Source organism: Xylophilus sp. PBN-3R (assembly GCF_057747805.1).
Map to the genome: position 1 here is coordinate 1,385,622 of NZ_CM173225.1, position 18,532 is coordinate 1,404,153.

At 62.6% G+C, this 18,532-nt stretch carries 21 protein-coding genes, 3 tRNA genes and 1 pseudogene; 9 read left to right on the forward strand and 16 right to left on the reverse strand.

Annotated features, from left to right (window positions below; genetic code table 11):
- Positions 1-21 precede the first annotated feature (21 nt).
- The 6 genes from clpP to AC3ANW_RS06295 all read left to right on the forward strand — a co-directional run bounded on the left by clpP (position 22) and on the right by AC3ANW_RS06295 (position 5,095).
- Positions 22-630: an ATP-dependent Clp endopeptidase proteolytic subunit ClpP gene (gene clpP / locus AC3ANW_RS06270; protein ID WP_488344334.1), complete on the forward strand. Its 609-nt coding sequence runs from the start codon at positions 22-24 to the stop codon at positions 628-630.
- A gap of 99 nt (positions 631-729) precedes the next feature.
- Positions 730-1,995, forward strand: a complete 1,266-nt coding sequence (gene clpX, locus AC3ANW_RS06275) for an ATP-dependent Clp protease ATP-binding subunit ClpX (RefSeq protein ID WP_488344335.1) — start codon at positions 730-732, stop codon at positions 1,993-1,995.
- A 177-nt stretch (positions 1,996-2,172) separates the two neighbouring features.
- A complete protein-coding gene (gene lon / locus AC3ANW_RS06280; RefSeq protein ID WP_488345370.1) occupies positions 2,173-4,599 on the forward strand; it encodes an endopeptidase La in 2,427 nt (808 codons plus the stop codon).
- A 111-nt stretch (positions 4,600-4,710) separates the two neighbouring features.
- Positions 4,711-4,786, forward strand: a tRNA-Gly gene (locus AC3ANW_RS06285).
- A gap of 77 nt (positions 4,787-4,863) precedes the next feature.
- A tRNA-Cys gene (locus tag AC3ANW_RS06290) sits at positions 4,864-4,937 on the forward strand.
- A 65-nt stretch (positions 4,938-5,002) separates the two neighbouring features.
- Positions 5,003-5,095: transfer RNA gene (locus AC3ANW_RS06295), tRNA-Leu, on the forward strand.
- Positions 5,096-5,181: 86 nt separating this feature from the next.
- Here AC3ANW_RS06295 and AC3ANW_RS06300 read toward each other — a convergent pair.
- From AC3ANW_RS06300 to AC3ANW_RS06330, 7 genes and pseudogenes are all read right to left on the reverse strand, one after another.
- The gene (locus AC3ANW_RS06300; protein ID WP_488344336.1) at positions 5,182-6,282 is read right to left on the reverse strand and encodes a tyrosine-type recombinase/integrase; all 1,101 of its coding nucleotides are present in this window, start codon (positions 6,280-6,282) and stop codon (positions 5,182-5,184) included.
- A gap of 2 nt (positions 6,283-6,284) precedes the next feature.
- Positions 6,285-6,500 (reverse strand): DUF4224 domain-containing protein, encoded by a 216-nt coding sequence (locus AC3ANW_RS06305; RefSeq protein ID WP_488344337.1) that lies wholly within the window; start codon positions 6,498-6,500, stop codon positions 6,285-6,287.
- 22 nt (positions 6,501-6,522) lie between these two features.
- The gene (locus AC3ANW_RS06310) at positions 6,523-6,876 is read right to left on the reverse strand and encodes an ASCH domain-containing protein (RefSeq protein ID WP_488344338.1); all 354 of its coding nucleotides are present in this window, start codon (positions 6,874-6,876) and stop codon (positions 6,523-6,525) included.
- Positions 6,873-8,105 (reverse strand): phosphoadenosine phosphosulfate reductase domain-containing protein, encoded by a 1,233-nt coding sequence (locus tag AC3ANW_RS06315; RefSeq protein ID WP_488344339.1) that lies wholly within the window; start codon positions 8,103-8,105, stop codon positions 6,873-6,875. Before AC3ANW_RS06315 ends, AC3ANW_RS06310 begins: the two co-directional genes overlap by 4 nt.
- Positions 8,102-10,615 carry a DNA methyltransferase gene (locus tag AC3ANW_RS06320; protein ID WP_488344340.1) on the reverse strand — a complete coding sequence of 838 codons (2,514 nt, stop codon included), beginning with the start codon at positions 10,613-10,615 and terminating at the stop codon, positions 8,102-8,104. Before AC3ANW_RS06320 ends, AC3ANW_RS06315 begins: the two co-directional genes overlap by 4 nt.
- A complete protein-coding gene (locus AC3ANW_RS06325) occupies positions 10,612-11,526 on the reverse strand; it encodes a phage Gp37/Gp68 family protein (protein WP_488344341.1) in 915 nt (304 codons plus the stop codon). The genes AC3ANW_RS06320 and AC3ANW_RS06325 overlap by 4 nt, the downstream gene beginning before the upstream one ends.
- 638 nt (positions 11,527-12,164) lie before the next feature.
- Positions 12,165-12,326 (reverse strand): annotated as a pseudogene (locus AC3ANW_RS06330) (DNA cytosine methyltransferase); the annotation flags it as partial.
- Between the two features lie 146 nt (positions 12,327-12,472).
- Here AC3ANW_RS06330 and AC3ANW_RS06335 point away from each other — a divergent pair.
- Together AC3ANW_RS06335 and AC3ANW_RS06340 are read left to right on the forward strand one after the other, a co-directional pair.
- Complete coding sequence (locus tag AC3ANW_RS06335) at positions 12,473-12,730, forward strand: hypothetical protein (protein WP_488344342.1); 258 nt, start codon at positions 12,473-12,475, stop codon at positions 12,728-12,730.
- A 99-nt stretch (positions 12,731-12,829) separates the two neighbouring features.
- A complete protein-coding gene (locus AC3ANW_RS06340; RefSeq protein WP_488344343.1) occupies positions 12,830-13,108 on the forward strand; it encodes a hypothetical protein in 279 nt (92 codons plus the stop codon).
- A 38-nt stretch (positions 13,109-13,146) separates the two neighbouring features.
- On the opposite strand, the gene AC3ANW_RS06345 is transcribed toward AC3ANW_RS06340, so the two are convergent.
- The 9 genes from AC3ANW_RS06345 to AC3ANW_RS06385 are packed head-to-tail and all read right to left on the reverse strand — an operon-like array spanning position 13,147 to position 18,048.
- The gene (locus tag AC3ANW_RS06345; protein ID WP_488344344.1) at positions 13,147-14,952 is read right to left on the reverse strand and encodes a YqaJ viral recombinase family protein; all 1,806 of its coding nucleotides are present in this window, start codon (positions 14,950-14,952) and stop codon (positions 13,147-13,149) included.
- A 10-nt stretch (positions 14,953-14,962) separates the two neighbouring features.
- Positions 14,963-16,021 (reverse strand): RecT family recombinase, encoded by a 1,059-nt coding sequence (locus AC3ANW_RS06350; RefSeq protein ID WP_488344345.1) that lies wholly within the window; start codon positions 16,019-16,021, stop codon positions 14,963-14,965.
- The gene (locus AC3ANW_RS06355) at positions 16,018-16,314 is read right to left on the reverse strand and encodes a hypothetical protein (RefSeq protein WP_488344346.1); all 297 of its coding nucleotides are present in this window, start codon (positions 16,312-16,314) and stop codon (positions 16,018-16,020) included. Before AC3ANW_RS06355 ends, AC3ANW_RS06350 begins: the two co-directional genes overlap by 4 nt.
- Positions 16,311-16,484, reverse strand: coding sequence for a hypothetical protein (locus AC3ANW_RS06360; protein WP_488344347.1), 174 nt, complete (start codon positions 16,482-16,484; stop codon positions 16,311-16,313). The genes AC3ANW_RS06355 and AC3ANW_RS06360 overlap by 4 nt, the downstream gene beginning before the upstream one ends.
- A complete protein-coding gene (locus AC3ANW_RS06365; protein WP_488344348.1) occupies positions 16,484-16,753 on the reverse strand; it encodes a hypothetical protein in 270 nt (89 codons plus the stop codon). The genes AC3ANW_RS06360 and AC3ANW_RS06365 overlap by 1 nt, the downstream gene beginning before the upstream one ends.
- A gap of 23 nt (positions 16,754-16,776) precedes the next feature.
- Entirely contained in the window at positions 16,777-16,977 is a 201-nt protein-coding gene (locus AC3ANW_RS06370; RefSeq protein WP_488344349.1) for a hypothetical protein, read from the reverse strand.
- On the reverse strand, positions 16,974-17,378 hold the full coding sequence (locus AC3ANW_RS06375) for a hypothetical protein (RefSeq protein WP_488344350.1): 405 nt from the start codon (positions 17,376-17,378) through the stop codon (positions 16,974-16,976). The genes AC3ANW_RS06370 and AC3ANW_RS06375 overlap by 4 nt, the downstream gene beginning before the upstream one ends.
- Positions 17,375-17,809 carry a hypothetical protein gene (locus tag AC3ANW_RS06380; RefSeq protein ID WP_488344351.1) on the reverse strand — a complete coding sequence of 145 codons (435 nt, stop codon included), beginning with the start codon at positions 17,807-17,809 and terminating at the stop codon, positions 17,375-17,377. Before AC3ANW_RS06380 ends, AC3ANW_RS06375 begins: the two co-directional genes overlap by 4 nt.
- Positions 17,806-18,048 carry a hypothetical protein gene (locus tag AC3ANW_RS06385; RefSeq protein ID WP_488344352.1) on the reverse strand — a complete coding sequence of 81 codons (243 nt, stop codon included), beginning with the start codon at positions 18,046-18,048 and terminating at the stop codon, positions 17,806-17,808. Before AC3ANW_RS06385 ends, AC3ANW_RS06380 begins: the two co-directional genes overlap by 4 nt.
- 188 nt (positions 18,049-18,236) lie before the next feature.
- Between AC3ANW_RS06385 and AC3ANW_RS06390 the strand changes: the two genes are divergently transcribed.
- Complete coding sequence (locus AC3ANW_RS06390) at positions 18,237-18,416, forward strand: hypothetical protein (RefSeq protein ID WP_488344353.1); 180 nt, start codon at positions 18,237-18,239, stop codon at positions 18,414-18,416.
- The last annotated feature ends 116 nt before the right edge of the window (positions 18,417-18,532 follow it).

Sequence of the window (18,532 nt, forward strand, 5' to 3'; positions counted from 1 at the left end):
CGTCCCTTTCCTGGAGAAAACATGAGTGCACTCGAAACCCAAGGCCTCGGCATGGTGCCTATCGTGGTCGAGCAATCGGGCCGCGGCGAGCGTTCCTACGATATCTATTCACGTCTGCTGCGTGAGCGCGTGATTTTCCTGGTGGGTCCGGTCAACGACCAGACCGCCAACCTGGTGGTGGCCCAGTTGCTGTTTCTGGAGAGCGAAAACCCCGACAAGGACATTTCGTTCTACATCAACTCTCCCGGCGGCTCCGTCAGCGCCGGCATGGCCATCTTCGACACGATGAATTTCATCAAGCCGGACGTGTCCACGCTGTGCACGGGCATGGCCGCAAGCATGGGTGCGTTCCTGCTGGCAGCAGGCGCCAAGGGCAAACGCTTTGCCTTGCCGAACAGCAAGGTCATGATCCACCAGCCGCTCGGCGGAATGCAGGGCCAGGCTACGGATATCGAGATCCATGCCCGCGACATCCTGAAAACCCGCGCGCAACTCAACCGCATCCTGGCAGAACGCACCGGCCAGCCGCTCGAGAAGATCGAACGTGACACGGAACGCGATTATTTCCTCGAAGCCGACGAAGCCAAGACCTACGGTCTGGTCGACCAGGTGATTTCCAAGCGGGCCTGAGCCGCCATTCGGTAGCGAAAGCGGCGTTTTTCCCTATGGGAAACGCCGTTTTTTATTTCGCTATCATGTTCGTATTCACCTCCTGAGGCATTCACTCCCATGGCCGAGAAAAAAGGCTCTTCCAGCGAAAAGACCCTGTATTGCTCCTTCTGCGGAAAGAGCCAGCATGAGGTCAAGAAACTGATCGCAGGCCCGTCGGTCTTCATCTGCGACGAGTGCATCGATCTGTGCAACGAAATCATCCGGGACGAACTCCCGGACGGTGCCACGCCGAAAGAGCCGCGCAGCGACCTGCCCACGCCAGCGGAAATCAAGGCCAACCTCGACAACTACGTCATTGGCCAGGATATCGCCAAACGCACGCTCGCCGTGGCGGTCTACAACCACTACAAGCGTCTGCGCCACAAGGAAAAGTCCAAGAAGGACGATGTCGAACTGGCCAAGAGCAACATCCTGCTGATCGGTCCTACCGGCTCCGGCAAGACCCTGTTGGCCCAGACCCTGGCTCGCATGCTCGACGTTCCTTTCGTGATGGCCGACGCGACCACCCTGACCGAAGCCGGTTATGTCGGCGAAGACGTCGAGAACATCGTCCAGAAGTTGCTGCAGAGTTGCAACTACGAAGTCGAACGGGCCCAGCGCGGCATCGTCTACATCGACGAGATCGACAAGATCTCGCGCAAGTCCGACAACCCGTCCATCACACGCGACGTGTCGGGCGAGGGCGTGCAACAGGCCTTGCTCAAGCTGATCGAAGGCACCATGGCCAGCATTCCGCCGCAGGGCGGGCGCAAGCATCCGAACCAGGATTTCCTGCAGGTCGACACGACGAACATCCTTTTCATTTGCGGCGGCGCTTTCGCCGGCCTGGAAAAGGTCATCGAGTCCCGTACCGACGCATCGGGCATCGGTTTCGGCGCCACGGTACGTGGCAAGCAGACCCGCACCCTCACCGAGGTGTTCGACGCCATCGAGCCGGAAGACCTGATCAAGTTCGGCATCATTCCCGAACTGGTCGGCCGTATGCCTGTGGTCACTACGCTGACCGAACTCAGCGAAGACGCGCTGGTGCAAATCCTGACCGAGCCCAAGAACGCGCTGGTGAAGCAATATGCCCGCCTGCTGGCCATGGAAGGCGTCGACCTGGAGATTCGTCCGGGCGCGCTCAAGTCCATCGCCAAGAAGGCGCTGGCCCGCAAGACCGGTGCACGTGGACTTCGCTCCATCCTGGAGCACGCCCTCATCGACACCATGTTCGAACTGCCGAACGCCACCAACGTCGACAAGGTGGTGGTCGACGAAAGCACGATCGAGGAGAACAAGGCTCCTCTCCTGCTCTATCGCGAAGCCGCCAAGAAAGCCTGACGGCAGTGGCGCCTTGTCGCGCCCTGTTGCAGGCTCGAGGCGCGTCTCGACTTATTCTTAGCTGCAGTCTTCTTGGTGTGACCGGCATAGCCGGGCATGCCGACGAACTGGTTCAGCGCCCAGGCTTGAAATGGCGTGGGCGCGAACCACATGCAGCAGGTTCTTACTAGGATTTCCATGTCCGGCCACACACCTCTCCCCGCCGATCCGATCGACCTCCCGCTGCTGCCGCTGCGCGATGTCGTCGTCTTCCCCCACATGGTGATCCCGCTTTTTGTCGGGCGTCCCAAAAGCATCAAGGCGCTCGAACTGGCGATGGAAGCAGAGCGCCGCATCATGCTGGTCGCGCAGAAAACCGCTGCAAAAGACGAGCCGGCTGTCGACGACATGTTCGCTGTCGGCTGCGTCTCGACCATCCTGCAGATGCTCAAGCTGCCCGACGGTACGGTCAAGGTTCTGGTCGAGGGCCAGCAGCGCGCTGCCGTCGAAAAGATCACGGATGCCGAAACCCATTTTGTCGCTACCGTGAAGCCGGTGGCCGAGAACGAGGCCGATCGCCAGAGCAGCGAGGTCGAAGCCCTGCGCCGTGCGGTGATGCAGCAGTTCGACCAGTACGTCAAACTGAACAAGAAGATTCCGCCGGAAATCCTGACATCGATCTCCAGCATCGACGACCCGGGTCGGCTCGCCGACACCATCGCAGCCCATCTGCCATTGAAGGTCGACAGCAAACAGACCGTGCTGGACCTGGACGATATCCGCGCCCGCCTTGAAAACCTGTTCGAGCAACTAGAACGTGAAGTCGACATCCTGAATGTCGACAAGAAGATCCGCGGCCGTGTGAAGCGGCAGATGGAGAAGAATCAGCGCGATTTCTACCTGAACGAACAGGTCAAGGCCATTCAGAAGGAACTCGGCGAAGGCGAAGAGGGCGCCGACATCGAGGAGATCGAGAAGAAGATCAAGCTCGCCAAGATGCCCAAGGAAGCGTTGAAGAAGGCCGAAGGCGAGTTGAAGAAACTCAAGCTGATGTCGCCGATGTCCGCAGAGGCCACGGTCGTGCGCAACTACATCGACGTGCTGACCGGCCTGCCCTGGAGCAAGAAGACCAAGATCAAGCACGATTTGACCAATGCCGAGAATGTCCTCAACGAAGACCATTACGGCCTGGACAAGGTCAAGGATCGCATCCTCGAATATCTCGCGGTGCAGCAGCGTGTCGAGAAGGTCAAGGCGCCTATCCTTTGCCTGGTAGGCCCTCCGGGCGTCGGCAAGACCTCGCTCGGCCAGTCGATCGCCAAGGCGACCGGCCGTAAATATGTGCGGATGGCGCTGGGCGGCATGCGTGACGAAGCCGAGATCCGTGGCCATCGCCGTACCTATATCGGTGCCTTGCCCGGCAAGGTTCTGCAGAGTCTGAACAAGGCTGCCACGCGCAATCCACTGTTCCTGCTCGACGAAATCGACAAGCTGGGCACGGATTTCCGGGGCGACCCCTCGAGTGCGCTGCTGGAAGTGCTGGATCCCGAGCAGAACCACACCTTCGGCGACCATTACGTCGAAGTCGATTTCGACCTGTCCGATGTGATGTTCGTGGCAACTTCCAATTCGATGAACATCCCACCGGCATTGCTGGACCGGATGGAAGTCATTCGCCTGTCGGGATATACCGAAGACGAGAAGACCAACATCGCCATGAAGTACCTGTTGCCCAAGCAGATGGGCAACAACGGGGTGAAGGACGAAGAACTCCGGATCACCGAAGACGCCGTTCGGGATGTGGTGCGCTACTACACGCGGGAAGCCGGCGTACGTTCGCTGGAGCGTGAGCTTTCGAAGATCTGCCGCAAGGTGGTCAAGGGCCTGTTGCTCAAGAACATGGCGCCGCAGGTGATCGTCGATGCTGCCAACCTGCACGAGTTCCTGGGGGTGCGCAAGTACAACTACGGCCGGGCAGAGCAGCAGAACCAGGTCGGACAGGTTGTTGGCCTGGCCTGGACCGAAGTCGGCGGCGACCTGCTGACCATCGAGGCTGCCATCACGCCCGGCAAGGGTGTCATTACCCGGACGGGTTCGCTAGGGGACGTGATGAAGGAATCCGTCGAGGCCGCTCGTACGGTGGTGCGCAGCCGTGCCCGGCGCCTTGGTATCCGGGACGATGTCTTCGAGAAGAAAGACATCCATATTCATGTGCCCGACGGCGCTACGCCAAAGGACGGTCCAAGCGCCGGTGCGGCGATGTGCACCGCTTTCGTTTCGGCGCTCACCGGTATTCCGGTTCGGGCCGACGTTGCGATGACGGGCGAGATCACGCTGCGTGGCGAAGTCACCGGCATCGGCGGGTTGAAGGAGAAACTGCTGGCTGCCCTGCGTGGCGGTATCAAGACGGTGCTGATTCCCGAAGAGAACGTGAAGGACCTGCAGGAGATTCCGGAGAACGTGAAGGATGGGCTCGAAATAGTGCCGGTACGATGGATCGATGCTGTGCTGGAAGTGGCGCTGGAGCGAGTGCCACAGGCGTTGACGGAGGAAGAAGCGTCTACGCCACCGGCCACCCCGGCGGTGCCGGCAGCGGGCGGTACCCCTGCGTCCGTCCAGCACTGAAAATTCTTCGAATTTTTTCAGGCTGCTTGAAAAGGTCTGAAAAACTGCGCTAGAATTCGAGGCGTTGCAGCAAACGATGTTTAAAAACAAAGCTTGCAAAATGCAGCAAACGCGGGAGTAGCTCAGTTGGTAGAGCGCAACCTTGCCAAGGTTGAGGTCGAGAGTTCGAGACTCTTCTCCCGCTCCACATTTCGAAAGGGAAGCCCAGGCTTCCCTTTTTCGTCAGGGGGTCGTCAAGGCCGTTCTGGTGGTGATGAATCAGATGGCGCGATAGCAAAGCGGTTATGCCCCGGATTGCAAATCCGGTTAGTCCAGTTCGACTCTGGATCGCGCCTCCAAACAAAGCCCCTCGACTTAAGGTTGCGGGGCTTTCTGGTTTCTGGTCAGGTGATTTTTGCAGCTTGCCTCGATGGTGGAATAGGTAGACACAGCGGACTTAAAATCCGCCGCTTTCCTTGATCGGAGCGTACCGGTTCGATTCCGGTTCGAGGCACCACGCTATATCCATGCGGCTTCGCGGGTGAGTGAGCGCGTCTTCCCGCAGCACAGTTGTTCCGCAATTAATTGGCACTGTTCCGCAAATCAGCGAAGCGGCCGTACCTTTTTGCCGGCTTTGTGCCTGATGTAGTCGGCCGTCATGGCCTCAGTCGTGTGACCCAAAAGCGCTTGTGCGCGCCGGATCCCATCGGCATCGTCGGCCTCGGTAGCCGCACGGGCGCGAAGGTCGCGGAACTGGAAATCCTTCTTCGCGATGCCGGCTGCCTCACGCGCATCATCGAACCGGCTGCGTAGCATGCTGACTGTCAGCGGCTTTCCATCCTCGTTGACCAGCAGCTGCATGGCATGAACGCCAAGCGATGCTTTGTAGGCCTTGATTTCGGCCAGTAGTGCCTTGAACTCGCCCTCGATCACCATCCGCATCTTGCTGTCGGTCTTGCCCTGCTGAACATGCATCACGCCGTCGAGCAGATGCTTCTCGCTCATCCCGCGCACATCGGCGGGGCGCTGGCCTGTCAACTCTGCCAGGCGCACGGCGAAGCGCAACGGCGGGCCAGCATGCTTGAGCAGCTTGGCCAGCAGTTCGTCGCCGACGTAGGTGTCCCGGCCTGATTCCTTGAACTTCGCGATACCGGTGCAGGGGTTTGGTCGGTTGGTATAACCCTCTGACCGCGCGAAATTCCACATATGCGAGAACAGAGCAGTTTCTCGATTGGAGCGCACTTGGCCGAGTTTCGGATCGATTGGCAAAGCTGCCCGACCGGCTTTGATTCGATTCACATTGCGCGCCTCTTCAGCCAGTCGAGCCTCTTTAACTCGCCACGTTTTATATTGGCGAATATGACTGGCCTCGATTTCTTCGAGTGGTGCTGGCGGATTACCGAAGAACTTCAGCAACCAGATAATCTCTTTCTCGTTGTCCTTCTGCGTGCGCGGACTTTTGGAAGGCAGGACCTCTTTCCAGTACGCTTCCTTCAAATGGACGAACGTGCCCTCGGCCGCCGCCGGCTTGGTCGCCGAGGTGAGCTCACCCCACTTCTGAACCGCCAGCACGTAGTCGCTGCCCAAAGGGATCTCGCGCCGCGGCTTGGCGCCGGTGTCGAGGTAGTAGAAGATCTTCTTTCCTCGCGGCCGGGCGCGCATGCCGCGGGGCAGGTTGGTCCAGCGCGTCGGCTTCCTTCCCATCCTCAAGCTCCTGCAATGACGCGAGGCGTCCAACCGGTGCGCATTGGCCCAACCTGGTTGGCGGCGGTGTCGATGGCGCTGCGCGTCACCACCGGGTGGCCGGTGGCGGACACCCGGAACGGAATGGCTTGCTTGCGTAGCCAGGCGATCTGGTGCGACTTGAAGCGCCGGCCGGTGAGCTTCACCAGTTCGTCGTTTTCGAGGAAGAGGGCGGACATCGATGGCCTCCTTTCTTGTGCTTCAGCCATAGGGCATTCCATCCTCACCCGGAGCCCGGTCGTGCTTGGAATATTGTGAGACGTCAGTAGCGGTGGGGGAGGGTGCCGACACCGCAATGGCGAACACCTCGACCGGATCCGGGCCGAAGAACTCGTGGGTGATGGTGGTGAGCCGGCAGCCGCGCCAGGGCAGTTCAATGCGGCGCGACGTGTTGGCGGCAGGCGGGTAGCCCTTGGTCAGCACAATGCTGTCGAAGGTGCGGCCTGCCAGGCGCTTGCGCCAGTACGGCGTCGCCAGCCGGAATTCCTCCGGCTTCGTGCCGGCGGCGATCTGGTCGAAGTAGGCGGCCTTCAGGGCCAAATTGAGCGTGGTCATGCGTCCTCCGCGCTGAAAAGCAGCGGTTGCACCGCACCGTTCTGGTAGATCGTCTCCATGACGGTGTCGGCGGCAGGCTCGTCGCCCTCCCAGCCGTCAGGCCAGGTGCCCGCAGCGATCAGCTCCCGGATCCGGAATTCCTCGGCCAAGTTGATGAGGCTGATGGTCGGCCGGCGCTGCGCGGCTGCTGCGGCGTTGCACTCGGCCTGAATCGCCAACACGCGGTTGAGTGCCATCAGCCGGGCTTCCAGGGTGATCGGCCCCATACGCTGCGGGTTCTTGGCAATGCTGCCATCCTTAAGCCGCTCGATGCCCGCCTTCTTGATGCGATGCCGCGGTTCACGCAGTTCGCGCCACAGAGGCTTGATGCCCGTGAGCGGCGCAAGGTATGCCCAGGCCGGATTGCGCAGCACGGTGTTGAGCGCAGTGTCTTCCTGCGCCAGCGGGCAGCCGATGCAGCCGGTGCGGGCATTGATTTCCTCTGCCTCGTCGCCGCCATAGGCGTCCGCGATGGCGGCTGTGCTCCAGTCCCCGAATTCGGCTGTGGGCGCCCAGTGTTTCAACCACTCCCAGACGTGACAAACGCGCCAGTGCAGCAGCGGCGCCAGCGTCGCGATGCGGCCGCGCAGGCCCTTCGCCTGCGGCAGCACCTGCTGATACCAGCCCTGGCCGCATTCGGCGCCGTCTTTGCCGCAGCTCATTTCGATGCGTGCGTCGCGGATGGCGCTCTCTCCCTGACGAACGCCGGTGATCATCAGGAAGTTACCGGGCATATCGGCCAGACGCTCTTCGATAGCGGCCTGCATGGGGTCGATCTTGATCTGCCTAGTGCACCACCGCAGCGTGTTGTTGTTGGGCGGTGGAACGCCACGGCCAAGGATGTAGACCATGAAGCGCTTATCCATGGGCGCGGTCACGATCTCGACGCGGATACCGCGCTCGCGCAACTCATCGATGATCTGCATGGCGGCCGCCCACAGCGGGGGCAATTCCTGCCGGGTATCCGCAAGGAAAACGGTGAGGGAGCGCGGCCGCTGGATCTTGCCGGCGTCGATCAGCCAGACGATCAGGGTCAGCGTGGCGGTGGAATCCTTGCCACCCGACCAGGCGATGCCCCAGTCGGCGTGGTCCGGGCCGTAAGCCTGCAGCGACTGGATGGTGAGCTCGATAGAGTCGGTCATCTGCAGGCGCTTGCTGCCGTCGAAAAACGAGTGCTGATGGGCTTTCATGCAGCCTCCCTTTCCAGGCTGAACAGATCCGGCATCGACACCTCGCGCTCGGCGGCGCGCAGGTAGTGCAGCTGATCCTTGAAGTAGGCCGGGCTCAATTCGGAGCCGCGGGCATATCGGCCCTTCTTGATGGCCCGCACGCCCACCGTGCCGATGCCATGGAAAGGGTCGTAGACCACGTCACCCGGGTTGCTGTACCGCTCGATCACCCGGTCCACGATGTCGAACTGCAGCGGGCAGACGTGCTTTTCGACAGCCCGGCTGGACTGCTCGTTGTTGAGCGTCAGCATCCGGTTGACGTCGTGCCACACGGCCGGGTCGGCGCTGCCCGGCGCCAGGGACATGAAGGTCGCCGGCAGGGCGCCGCGCTCCTGCAAGCGCTCGCCGACCTCGCAGTGGTATTCGAAGTCGTAGACGTTGGCCAAGCTGAATTCGGTGAACGTCTTCACCAGATCGCCGGGCTTCAGCCGCGCCATTTCCTCCGCCGACATGAGACGGTTGCCGCTGGAGCGCCAGAAGGCATGCGCGTCGACCTGCCAGCGGGCCAGGCTGTAGTCAGCCCGGGTCTTGGCAATGCGGTTGTCCGCATAGCCCTTCGTCCGGTCGGTCTGCGGCTTGTGGAACAGCAGGATGTATTCCGGCGAGCCCACGCCCATCTTCGAGCCGTCCTTCAGCATTTCCGAGTAGCTCAGCCGGTAGGTCTGATTGTTCTCGCGCACCACGTCCGTCACCACCGTCACCATGCCCAGGTAGTCGAAGCCGTGCTTTATGCCGTGCATGGTCGCCTCGCAGTGGAACGGGCTGCTGGTCGGCAGGCCGAAGCCGGTCACGTTGCCGAAGTTGATCCGGTCCTTGACGTGGCAGGCGTAGATGCGGCCCGGCTGCAGGATCCGCAGCAGTTCCGGCGTGAGGTGGTCCATCTGCGCCCAGAAGTGTTCGTTGCCCTCGGTGTGGCCGAAGTCTTCGTAGCTGGGCGTGTATTCGTAGTGGTTGGCGAACGGAATGCTGGTGACGATCAGGCCCACCGAGTTTTCGGGCTGCAGGCGGGCTTCACGCACACAGTCGTTGTTCGCCACGGTGAAGCGTTCGCTTTTCACTTCGACGCGCTGCAGGCCGATGGTCCTGGCCAGGGTCTCCTGCATGGCCAACTGGCTCAGGCCGAACTTGCGGATGATTTCGGTCATCTTCTTTCCCATTTCTTCGTGTTGCGCCCACTTCGCCAGCAGGGTGCGCAGCACCTCCCGCTCGCTCTCGGTGTGCACGATGTCGATACGCACCGGCTTCGTCTGGCCGAACCGGTGCACCCGGTGGACGGCCTGAATGAAGTCGTTGAACTTGAAGCCGACGCCCGCGAAGATCTCGCGGTGGCAATGCCGCTGGAAGTTGCAGCCGCTGCCGGCGATCACCGGCTTGGTGGAGAGCACGCGATGCAGGCCGTTGCCGAAGTCCACGATCAGCTGCTCGCGGGCGTCCAGGTCCTGGGTGCCCCACACGCTCACCGCGTCCGGTACCGCCGCCTGGATGGCGCGGCGTTCATCCTCGAGGTCGTGCCAAATCACGAAGTGGTCATCCGGATCCGCGGCCACCAGCTCGGCGGCCTTCGCCACCCGGGCGTCCAGGCTGTCCCGCTTTTCGGTGGCAGCGGCCGACAGGCCCATGGCCAAGTCGGGGATCAGCAGGCCCTGGCCGTTCTTCTCAACGCCGGCCGCTTCATAGTTGCTGGGGATCTCGTGGTACCGGACATCGAGCGCCGGCAGGTCGTAGCCGACATCGCTGTGGCCCAGGTCGCTCGGCCGCTGGATGAACACCGCCCAGCTCGCCACCCACAGCCAGAACTCTTCTTCCTTGTGCGGGTAGAGCGTCAAGTTGCCGGCCTTCTCGCTGTCGCGCTGGAAGAAGCGGGTCAGCGCCTGGCCAGTGTCCATCACGCCCAGGTAGCCGGCGTAGTGGATCAGTTCCTTGAAGCGGTTCGGGCTCGGCGTAGCCGTGCCGACGAACTTGAACTCGACCGGCGCGAAGGCCGGCAGGAACTCCTGATAGGTTTTGCTGCCATAGCTGCGCAACACGCTGGCCTCATCGAGGTTGGTGGCGCGGAACAGGCCCGGCGTGACCTTGCCTTCGCGCACCGATTCGTAGTTGGTCAGGTAGATCGTCGCCGGGTCATCGATCTCGCTGTCCTTGCGGATGAAACGCACATCGATGGCGAACTCGCCGTGGAAGTGCTCCACGGCCTGGCCGGTGAATTCCTGGCGCACACCCAGCGGGCAGACGTTCAGGCGCAGGCCCGGCCGGTGGATGCCGATCAGTCGCAGGATCTCCAGCGCGGTGACAGTCTTGTGCAGGCCGAACGACGCGAAGACCGCCCGGTTGCCGCCCTGGACGGCCCAACGCACCACGTCGCGGGTGTGAGGCTTCAGCCGGGGGTTTACCTCGGCTTCGGCCACATCGAAGCCCTTGAAGTTGGCCAGCTTGATCTTCTGGCGCAGGAAGGTTTCGTAGGCGTCGTTCATGCGGCGACTCCCGGATAGCCGTCGTGCGTGCGGCCATCGAGCAGACGCCCGGCGGCTTTCTTTCCGACGTGGATCGGCACATCGCTCGCGTTGATAATTTGCTGGGGCACGGCCGGGTTACCGTCCTGCATGGCCGGGAGCCAGTCGCCCCACTGCTTGAAAAGCAGGGGAACGCCGGCTGCCGCGCAGGTATCGCGCAGCGTGCGCGCCCAGTCGGGATGCATCGGCCGCGCGCCGGGGCCGCTTTCTCCGCCGACGATTACCCAGTCCAGACCATCCGGGTTCATCCGCTGGCTGGTCGACTCGAACGCGCCGGCCGTCTGGTTCCACCAGATGCCCAAGGTTTCGCACAGGTCGATGCGGCCAAGTAGCGGCTCGATGGACAGGAAGCGGACTGCAGCCGGCAACGCCAGCAGCTTCGGGATGTCCCGGTCAGCCTCGGCCTGGTTCACCACCGTCGCGCCGATCCAGACGTTGGGCCAGTCGGACGCCCACCATCCGCCACCGATCGCCTTTTCCAGCATGCCTTTTACGTTGCCGATGCGCTTCGTGAGCAGCAGCCAGTCGAGATTCGGCGTGGTGCGGATCAGGTCGAACAGGTCGGCGCGCCAGGCCGGATCCACGGCGTTGTCGAACACATCGGCCAAGCTGGCACAGAACACCCGACGGCGCCGGCCGTGCTGGGCGAAGAACTCGGCATGCTCGCGGTCCCAGCGCTTCGGCAGGTTCCAGTTCGACACGCTGGTGCGGCGCCGCGGGGCACCTGGCCCCCAGTTGACCGCGACACCACCGCCGAAGCGGGCGTTGCGGGTCTCGGCGTAGCAGTGGTCACAGCCCGGGCCAACCTTCTGGCAGCCTTCCCACGGGTTGAACGTGGCGTCGGTCCATTCAATGGCGGTGGTTTCGCTCATACTGCGCCCCCTAGGGAGATGCGGACATGAAGAACGTGTGGGGGTGGGTCTGCGAAGGTCGCTGGTGGATTGGTCTTGGCGTTGGCGTTGGTGTGCTCGGGGCCGGCTATTGGGCCTGTATTGATGCGAAATTGGACGCGCAAGCATGGGCTGCTTGGGTGCAAGCCTTTTTTTCTGTAGTCGCTGTTGCTGGCGCTGGCGCGGGCATATGGTGGCAAGTTCGCGCGCAGCAAATCCAGACGAAAACCGGGCGCGCTGACCAAGCCATTTTGATTTTGACCGCCGTTGCTTCTTGCCGAGCAAGCGCGATGGCGATGAACATTACTGGCCAGTTGATGCCCAATAGTGGATTCGGAGTTGACGAGCTGAAAGGCTGGGCGAATTTGCTGCGCGGGGTACCGCTGCTTAGCTATCCGGATGCCGCTGTGCTTGGAGCAGTAAATCTCACGCTTGAGAAAATCAACTGGGTCGAATCGCTTGAGCGTCCTAGCGTCGACGAACTCCACGAGTTGCAGTGGCATGTCACAGAGCGAAATGCCGCCCTTATCGAACGTTGTGACGTAACGGAGCTGATGATCGAGGCGTGGCTTAAAAAACAGGGTGTCGACGGCGGCATCGTGCGAGGCGGGAGCAAATTCGTGCCGCACCGTGGCCGCCGATAGTTGCAACGGAGTGGTGTTATCCACCGGGCGGCCGAACGCGGCTTCCAGGCCCGTCGACGTGCCGCCGCCGCCGGCGAAGTTGTCGATGATGAGTTCGTCGGCAAAGGGTAGGCCGAGCGAGATGAGGTCGCGCTTCATGCCGCGCCTTTCTCCAGGCTAACCAGAAGCCTGAATGCGGACGAGCGGCTTAGTTTTTTTCCTACGAAGCAGGCAATGTGTGAGTAACTACTGTTCGCGCAAACATGTGGAGCGCAGCGGTGGAAACGAGAACAAAGTTCGAGGGCATGATGAAAGACGAGGCCGGGACTGATGTCCGCTTTGTGGTGTTTTTGACTTTCGATAAAGGCGTTGGCCGATGGCACGGACAGACCGAAACAGCGGACGGCAAGTGGCTTCCGTTGATTGGCGGTGAGGTTGTTGGGGACAGTGAGGCAGCCATGCGCGAGGCGGCAATGACGGACTTCCAGACCCGTTTCAAGTTGAGGCTGATCGATCAGACGTTCACGAATTGGCGTGGAGAAGAGACCGAACACCTTCGTTGATTGGCCTCTGGTGATTGCCAAGGCGCTGACAACGGCAGTTACGTCGCTCGGATGAGCCGGTGCTACGGTGCGTTCATCCCCTATTTGCGTACATCCGTGATGAGCAAAATTGACGAGAGCTACCGGAATTGGTCCGATGTCTACACGCGATGGCAAATTGCGAACTGCCAGGCGCGCGCGGCTCGGGCAGCCATCGTGCATGCTTACCAGGAGTTTTCGCGTGGACAGGGTGAGTTGCCGAGACCTTCCGTTCTGGATGAGTGCATTGCACTGGAGCGGTATGCGGACATGATTGCGGAGGCGCTCGGCGACCAAATTTCCGAAGTCGCTTCGGTTCTTGCCATCACGAATGCGGGATGCACCTCGCAAGGACGCTGAGCGGCTGCAGGTGTTATGTAAGGTCGTGACGTGCGCCATCAGGCCACCACCATTTCCGTGATGCGCAAGGTGTGCGCAGCGATCGCACGACCGATGCGCGGCAGGTCGCTGTCGAGGTAGAAGCGGCGGGCGCCGTCGATGCGGGCCGGCTCGAAGCCGAGCGACTTCAGAAACACCGCGCTGACGTCGTAGCCGAGACGGCGATTGATGCCGCCGATCAGCAGCGTGGCCGGGCCGGGTTCGTCGGCGGCCCGGGCAGGCGCGGCTGCGGGCCGCTGAGCGCTGGCGATGACTTGGCCGGCGTCGATTTTGGAGACGGTCTCTGCACAGACATGAGCGGCCGTGTCGGCCAGTGCCTCCAGCAGCGGCGCGGGAAGCGCGGCGGTGGCGCGCGCTTCGGCAATGCCGGCCTGGGCCCGCTTCTCCGCGTCGATAGCTTCTTGACGGGCGGTGGTTTGGCGCTGGCGCTCATCAGCTTCTTGTTGCTCCCGGGCCAGCCGGTTGGCGCGTTCTTCTTCCTCGCGGCGGATGCTGGCGCGGGTGGCGGTTTCCTTCTCTTCTTCCTGGCGCTTGTGCTCGGCGAGCCGGTTCTGCACCAGGGCAGTGAGGTCGTCGTTGGCTTTCAGCACTAGCTGCGGCGCATCGGCAAACAGTAACGGGTGCTCGGCGGCCAGCGTGCGCAGCGTGTTCAGGTTCGCCTGGATCAGGTCGGCCTTTTCGTTGGCCGCGATCTTGGCGTTGGCCAGCATTGTGTCGACGGCATCCTGCATGCTCTCGAAATTCTTCTTGCCCTTGATGGCCGAAGCGAAGTCAGCGCCTGCGGTCGCGGCCGGCATGTAGGCCTTGCCGAGTCGAGTGTTCAGGTCATCGACATGCTTGCGCAGCGCGGCTATGCCGCCGGCAACGATTTCACCGCGGCGCTGTTCCTTGCGGGTCTTGACCAGCTTGTCCAGTTCGAGGCGCACCGTGCGGGCTTCGGCCGAGATCTCATCGATGGTGCGGAAGAGGGCGTCGATGCTCTCCGTCTGGCTCAGCGCATGGTCCTTCGCGGCAGCCAGGCGCTCTTCCACGAAACCGCACCACTTCACCGTCTTCTCGGCGTCCGCGAAGTGCTGGTCTGTCACCAGCGTGCGGTTGATGCCGCCGAACACGGCCAGGGCGTGTTCCTTGAACGCCGACAGGTTGCTGGTGGTCACCGCGCCGGTGAGTTCGATGCGCAGGGCTGGCAGTGTCTCCGGCGTGCGGCCAACCGCTTCAGGCTCGGCGGTGCCCGGCAGGACATATGCGGCCAGGTCGGCGTCGAACTGCGCCCAGCCAGCCCGCAGGCGGTCGAACCATGCGCGATTGGGATACACCCACATCCACACCATGCGATCGGGCGTCCCATCGGACACGACGAAGATGAGCTTTTCAGCCTTCGTCACCATCAGCACTTGCTGGCACTGGGGCATGTGCTCGGGCGGTACTTCGCCGGCGGTCACCAGCGCAGCGATGCGCTCGTTCCACTGCTTGTGCTCGAAAGCGATGTCGCGGGCCATGGTCAGTCCGTCGCAGCTGGCCGAGATTGCGCCGTCCGAGCAGGTCACCGGGTAGAGGTCGTCGCCGATGATCGATTCGACATGCGGCAGAGCGTTGTGCTCGACCTGGTGGCCGTGGTCGAGGATGTTCCTCTGCACCCAGTCGCCGAACTCTTTGGCGATGCCGGTGTGCTTCATGCGGAGCAATTCGCTGCGCTTTGTGGTGAGAGAGAGGCCCAGCATGGCGGCTGCCTCGCTGGCGCCGTGGTGCCGCAGGCGGAATTCGTTCCAGGCTTCGGAGCCCTGTTGGAGTTGGTGGGTTTGCATGGCAGTGCCTTCAGGTCAGGTCGAATTGGCGGGCTTCGTGCTGGGCTGTCAGCTCGGCACGTTGTTCGGCGTCAGGGATTTCGCCGATGAGGTCAGCGGCCTCTGCCAGCTGATCGAGGTTGGTAGCCAAGCGGATGCCGTCGCTGACCTGGGCAAAGGTGACCTTGACCACCGCCACGGCGGTTGGCCGGAGTGCGCGGATCGTGGTCTTCTGCTCTTCGCTGAGCAGGCCTTTGCTTTCGGCGAACCGGATGATTTCTTCGTGACTGCTGCCGCCGTCGACGGCCTTCTGCCACTTCGGCAGGCGGGCCTTGAAAGACGCATCCGGCCAGGCTTCGACTGCGGCCGGGGCGGGCGGTGCCGGTGTTGCGCCGACCACTTCGGCCATACCCATAAAGCGCTCAGCGGGCTCTGCCAGTTCGTCAGGGGTATAGACGCCCAGGATGACGTCTGGTGTGAAGAGGCGGGCCCAGCGCTTTTGCGCCAGGTAGGCGATCTGCTGCTTCGGATCTTCCGTCCACAACGTGCTGTTGCGGGTGCGTGCCTGGGTCATCAGCAGTTCCAGCACACGGGGCTCGGCCTCGCCTTTTATAGTGGCCCAGACGCGAACGCCCAAGCCCTGCTCGTCGGCCTGCTGCCACGCGGGCACGATGTATTTTTTGAAGTTGCCGTTGTCGTCCTTCTTGGTCTTCGACTCGACCTCCTTGAACTTGCCGACGATCTTTTCCCACGCGCCGAACCACTCGAAATGGAAACGGTCGTGCACGGCACCGCTGCTGTTGATCACCGCGGCCACCAGCTGGGCCTCGTACCCCAACACGCCGCTAACCAGAAAGGTTTTCTGTGCGACCGCGAACGGGTTCATCCCCCACTGCATGGACTGCAAAGCGATGGCGAAGCAGTCGCCGTGGCTTCCGCGCAGGTGTTGGGGCACCGACACCTTGCCACTGGCCATGAGCGTGCCGAGGCGCTCGAGGCGCTCCATGCTCGCGCCGTCCATCAGGAGGGCGCCTGCGCTGGCGCTGCGGACGGCCAGAGCGGAGGTTTCGGTTTGAGTGATAGCGGTCATTCGGCGCTTTCTGGATGGGTAGATGGATGCCGGCGGCGTGCGGGCTGCACAGCGCTGGGGTGTTGGGAGCGGTAGGCGAGGGCGGTGGCCGGCAGCGGCTTGGCCCATGCGCTGGCGGCCATCACCAGCCCGGCAAGAAGCGCAAAGCCGACGACGACCAGCAGTCGCCAGACGACGGCGCGAAGGTGCGGGTCGACCTCCACGGCAGTCGGTGGGACGTCGGTGGGGCGGCTGATGCCCCAGCACCGGCCAGCGCAATCGCCGCCGCAGGTTTCGCAGTAGTGGCGGGTCATGGTCGGACCTCCGCAAACAGCACATCAGCCTGCAGTTGCGCCGACTCGGCAGCGCGGTCCAGCACCGTGTCGGCCGTAGCGTGCTCGGTCTCGCTGTCGTGGTTGGTCTCCCAGGCAGTCGGGAGGATCAGCGCCAGGGCGATGAAGGCGGTGAGGGTGGCGCGGTTCATTACGCGGCTCCGGCCACCATGGCGATGGCGGCAGCACGCTCGTGATAACGAGTCAGACCTTCGGGGCTGATGTCAGCCAGATCGCCACGCCGCATCAGGCGGAATTTCTGCTCGCTGGTCATTTCGGCAAGCAGGACCGGGAAGATGCGGTGAGCGGCCTTGAGCTCGACCAACAGCATGTCGCGCTGGTCTTCTGCCAGCTTGGCGCGGTGCCGGAACTGCTCAGCAGTGGCGCCCATGGCAGCCAGGTCCTGGCGGCGGTCAGCCACGCGGCGGTCTGTGTTGGCACCGGTCATGCGGCCTCCGCAGCAATTTCGGCGCGGGCGTCCAGTGCCCAGCCGCATTCCGGGCGGCTGCAAACAGCGGCGCCGGTCAGCTTCGGATGCCAGTGCAGCACGTTGTCAACGCCGCAGTTGGAACAGCGGTACACGGTCTCGTTGTGCCGGTGGCTCACGTCGTCCGGCAGTTCGCCGTGTCGAGGGGCGAAGCTCATGCGGTCACCTCATTGCGGCTGTCGGCGGTGGCTTGGACCTGCGCGGCGTACCGGTCGTAGACATCGGCGAAAGCGGTAGCCAGCCGGGCGCGGTTTTGGGGATCGGCGCTGAGCCAGGCCCGGGCGATGTGGTGAACGAAGGCACCGCCCTGTTGAACCATCAGGTGCAGAACGCGGCAGTCGTCACGAACAGGGGAGGGGGTGGCGACCACCACAGCAGCGGGCACGGCAGCCGGCGTCTGAAAGAATCGCGACGGCGACCAGTCGCAATAGGTGTCCGTCTCGGTGTGGCCGTAGATGGCCTTGCAACGGCGGATGTGCCCGCAGTCACCGCATGCGACGCCGGCCGGCAGGCGCATCTTGTCCGGGTCGGTCGGGTCGTAGTTGAGTGGCTGGCTCATGCTGCACCGCCAGTCGTGGTGATTTGTGCGGCAACCCAGGCACGCATGCGCGACCAGCGCTCGGCATCGGTCTCCTTGGGCTTGTCCCAACGCAACGCGTCGCCGGCCTCATCGTTTTCATAAACGACCTCTCGGACCAGGGCAGGAGCCACGTTAAAGGCCTTCGCCACGGCATTCCAGTCTTCCGGGTCGATGGCTTTCATGTCGATGCCGCGCACGGCACCGAGTGCGCCCAGCGTGCAGTACTGGCCGTCGGCGGTGACCAGCGATTCGAGTGCCAAGACCTTCACCGGCATCGCATCGAGTGCAGCCAGCAGATCGGTCAGCATTGCTTGTCCGCGCTTGCCCTTGAGGGCGCGGGTCACAGCACCACGCCAAAGACCGCCGGTGCCGTCTTCGTCGTAGTCGTCGGAATAACCGCTGCGGCTCATGCCACACCGCCCATCGCGACCAGGTGGCGAGCGGTGGCCGGTGCGCGGTGCGCTTCTTCAACGTGGAACGGAGCGCGGCGGGCAGCAGCGGCCAGGGCTTCCATGTCGCAGTCATCGACCGCGTGCTTCGAGCGGAAGTCAGCAGCGATCTGCGCTGCGTTGCCTGCGGCGGCAAGGATTGCCAGAGAGGCGGGGTAGGCGGCGCGGAGGGCCGGCTGGGTGCGGGTGTTGGTGTGCAAGGTGCGCTCCATCAGGTTGATAGGCGCAAGAATAAGGCGACGCCTTACTGAGTGTCAATAGGCATAGCCTTATTTATTTATGAGCAACGCCTTACTTCCGACATAGGTTCAGCTGTGGCGCGTGACACGTTGCTGAAACTTGCCCGACTCACAGTCGCGACATGTGCCCAAACCAACTTCTCCAGCGCATGACCAAGCCCGCCGGCCCGGTCTCCTATGTGCGTGACCTGCCGGCATCGCTGGCGTTCAACCTGGCGTTGATCGCAGATCGGTTGACCGAGGCAGAGCTGCAGCGCTTCATTGACCTCGGCACCGTGATCAATGAGCGGACGGCGATGATGGCGCCTCGTGTGTACGTCGCTCGGTAGACGAAAAAAAGCCGCCCCGGTGGGCGGCCTAGCTTTGCACAACTTCTTTGGCGACGTTACCTCATGGTGTAGCAGGGGCTATCGTATCCACATACAATTGCCGGGACAGTCAAGCG

Coding starts and splice junctions, on each gene's coding strand:
- AC3ANW_RS06350 (WP_488344345.1), bottom strand. CDS start 16,021: ATGACCGCTATCACTCAAACCGAAACCTCCGCTCTGGCCGTCCGCAGC.
- clpX (WP_488344335.1), top strand. CDS start 730: ATGGCCGAGAAAAAAGGCTCTTCCAGCGAAAAGACCCTGTATTGCTCC.
- AC3ANW_RS06390 (WP_488344353.1), top strand. CDS start 18,237: ATGACCAAGCCCGCCGGCCCGGTCTCCTATGTGCGTGACCTGCCGGCA.
- AC3ANW_RS06315 (WP_488344339.1), bottom strand. CDS start 8,105: ATGAAAGCCCATCAGCACTCGTTTTTCGACGGCAGCAAGCGCCTGCAG.
- AC3ANW_RS06355 (WP_488344346.1), bottom strand. CDS start 16,314: ATGACCCGCCACTACTGCGAAACCTGCGGCGGCGATTGCGCTGGCCGG.
- AC3ANW_RS06340 (WP_488344343.1), top strand. CDS start 12,830: ATGAGCAAAATTGACGAGAGCTACCGGAATTGGTCCGATGTCTACACG.
- AC3ANW_RS06370 (WP_488344349.1), bottom strand. CDS start 16,977: ATGAGCTTCGCCCCTCGACACGGCGAACTGCCGGACGACGTGAGCCAC.
- AC3ANW_RS06335 (WP_488344342.1), top strand. CDS start 12,473: ATGATGAAAGACGAGGCCGGGACTGATGTCCGCTTTGTGGTGTTTTTG.
- clpP (WP_488344334.1), top strand. CDS start 22: ATGAGTGCACTCGAAACCCAAGGCCTCGGCATGGTGCCTATCGTGGTC.
- lon (WP_488345370.1), top strand. CDS start 2,173: ATGTCCGGCCACACACCTCTCCCCGCCGATCCGATCGACCTCCCGCTG.
- AC3ANW_RS06310 (WP_488344338.1), bottom strand. CDS start 6,876: ATGACCACGCTCAATTTGGCCCTGAAGGCCGCCTACTTCGACCAGATC.
- AC3ANW_RS06360 (WP_488344347.1), bottom strand. CDS start 16,484: ATGAACCGCGCCACCCTCACCGCCTTCATCGCCCTGGCGCTGATCCTC.
- AC3ANW_RS06300 (WP_488344336.1), bottom strand. CDS start 6,282: ATGGGAAGGAAGCCGACGCGCTGGACCAACCTGCCCCGCGGCATGCGC.
- AC3ANW_RS06375 (WP_488344350.1), bottom strand. CDS start 17,378: ATGAGCCAGCCACTCAACTACGACCCGACCGACCCGGACAAGATGCGC.
- AC3ANW_RS06320 (WP_488344340.1), bottom strand. CDS start 10,615: ATGAACGACGCCTACGAAACCTTCCTGCGCCAGAAGATCAAGCTGGCC.
- AC3ANW_RS06380 (WP_488344351.1), bottom strand. CDS start 17,809: ATGAGCCGCAGCGGTTATTCCGACGACTACGACGAAGACGGCACCGGC.
- AC3ANW_RS06325 (WP_488344341.1), bottom strand. CDS start 11,526: ATGAGCGAAACCACCGCCATTGAATGGACCGACGCCACGTTCAACCCG.
- AC3ANW_RS06305 (WP_488344337.1), bottom strand. CDS start 6,500: ATGTCCGCCCTCTTCCTCGAAAACGACGAACTGGTGAAGCTCACCGGC.
- AC3ANW_RS06345 (WP_488344344.1), bottom strand. CDS start 14,952: ATGCAAACCCACCAACTCCAACAGGGCTCCGAAGCCTGGAACGAATTC.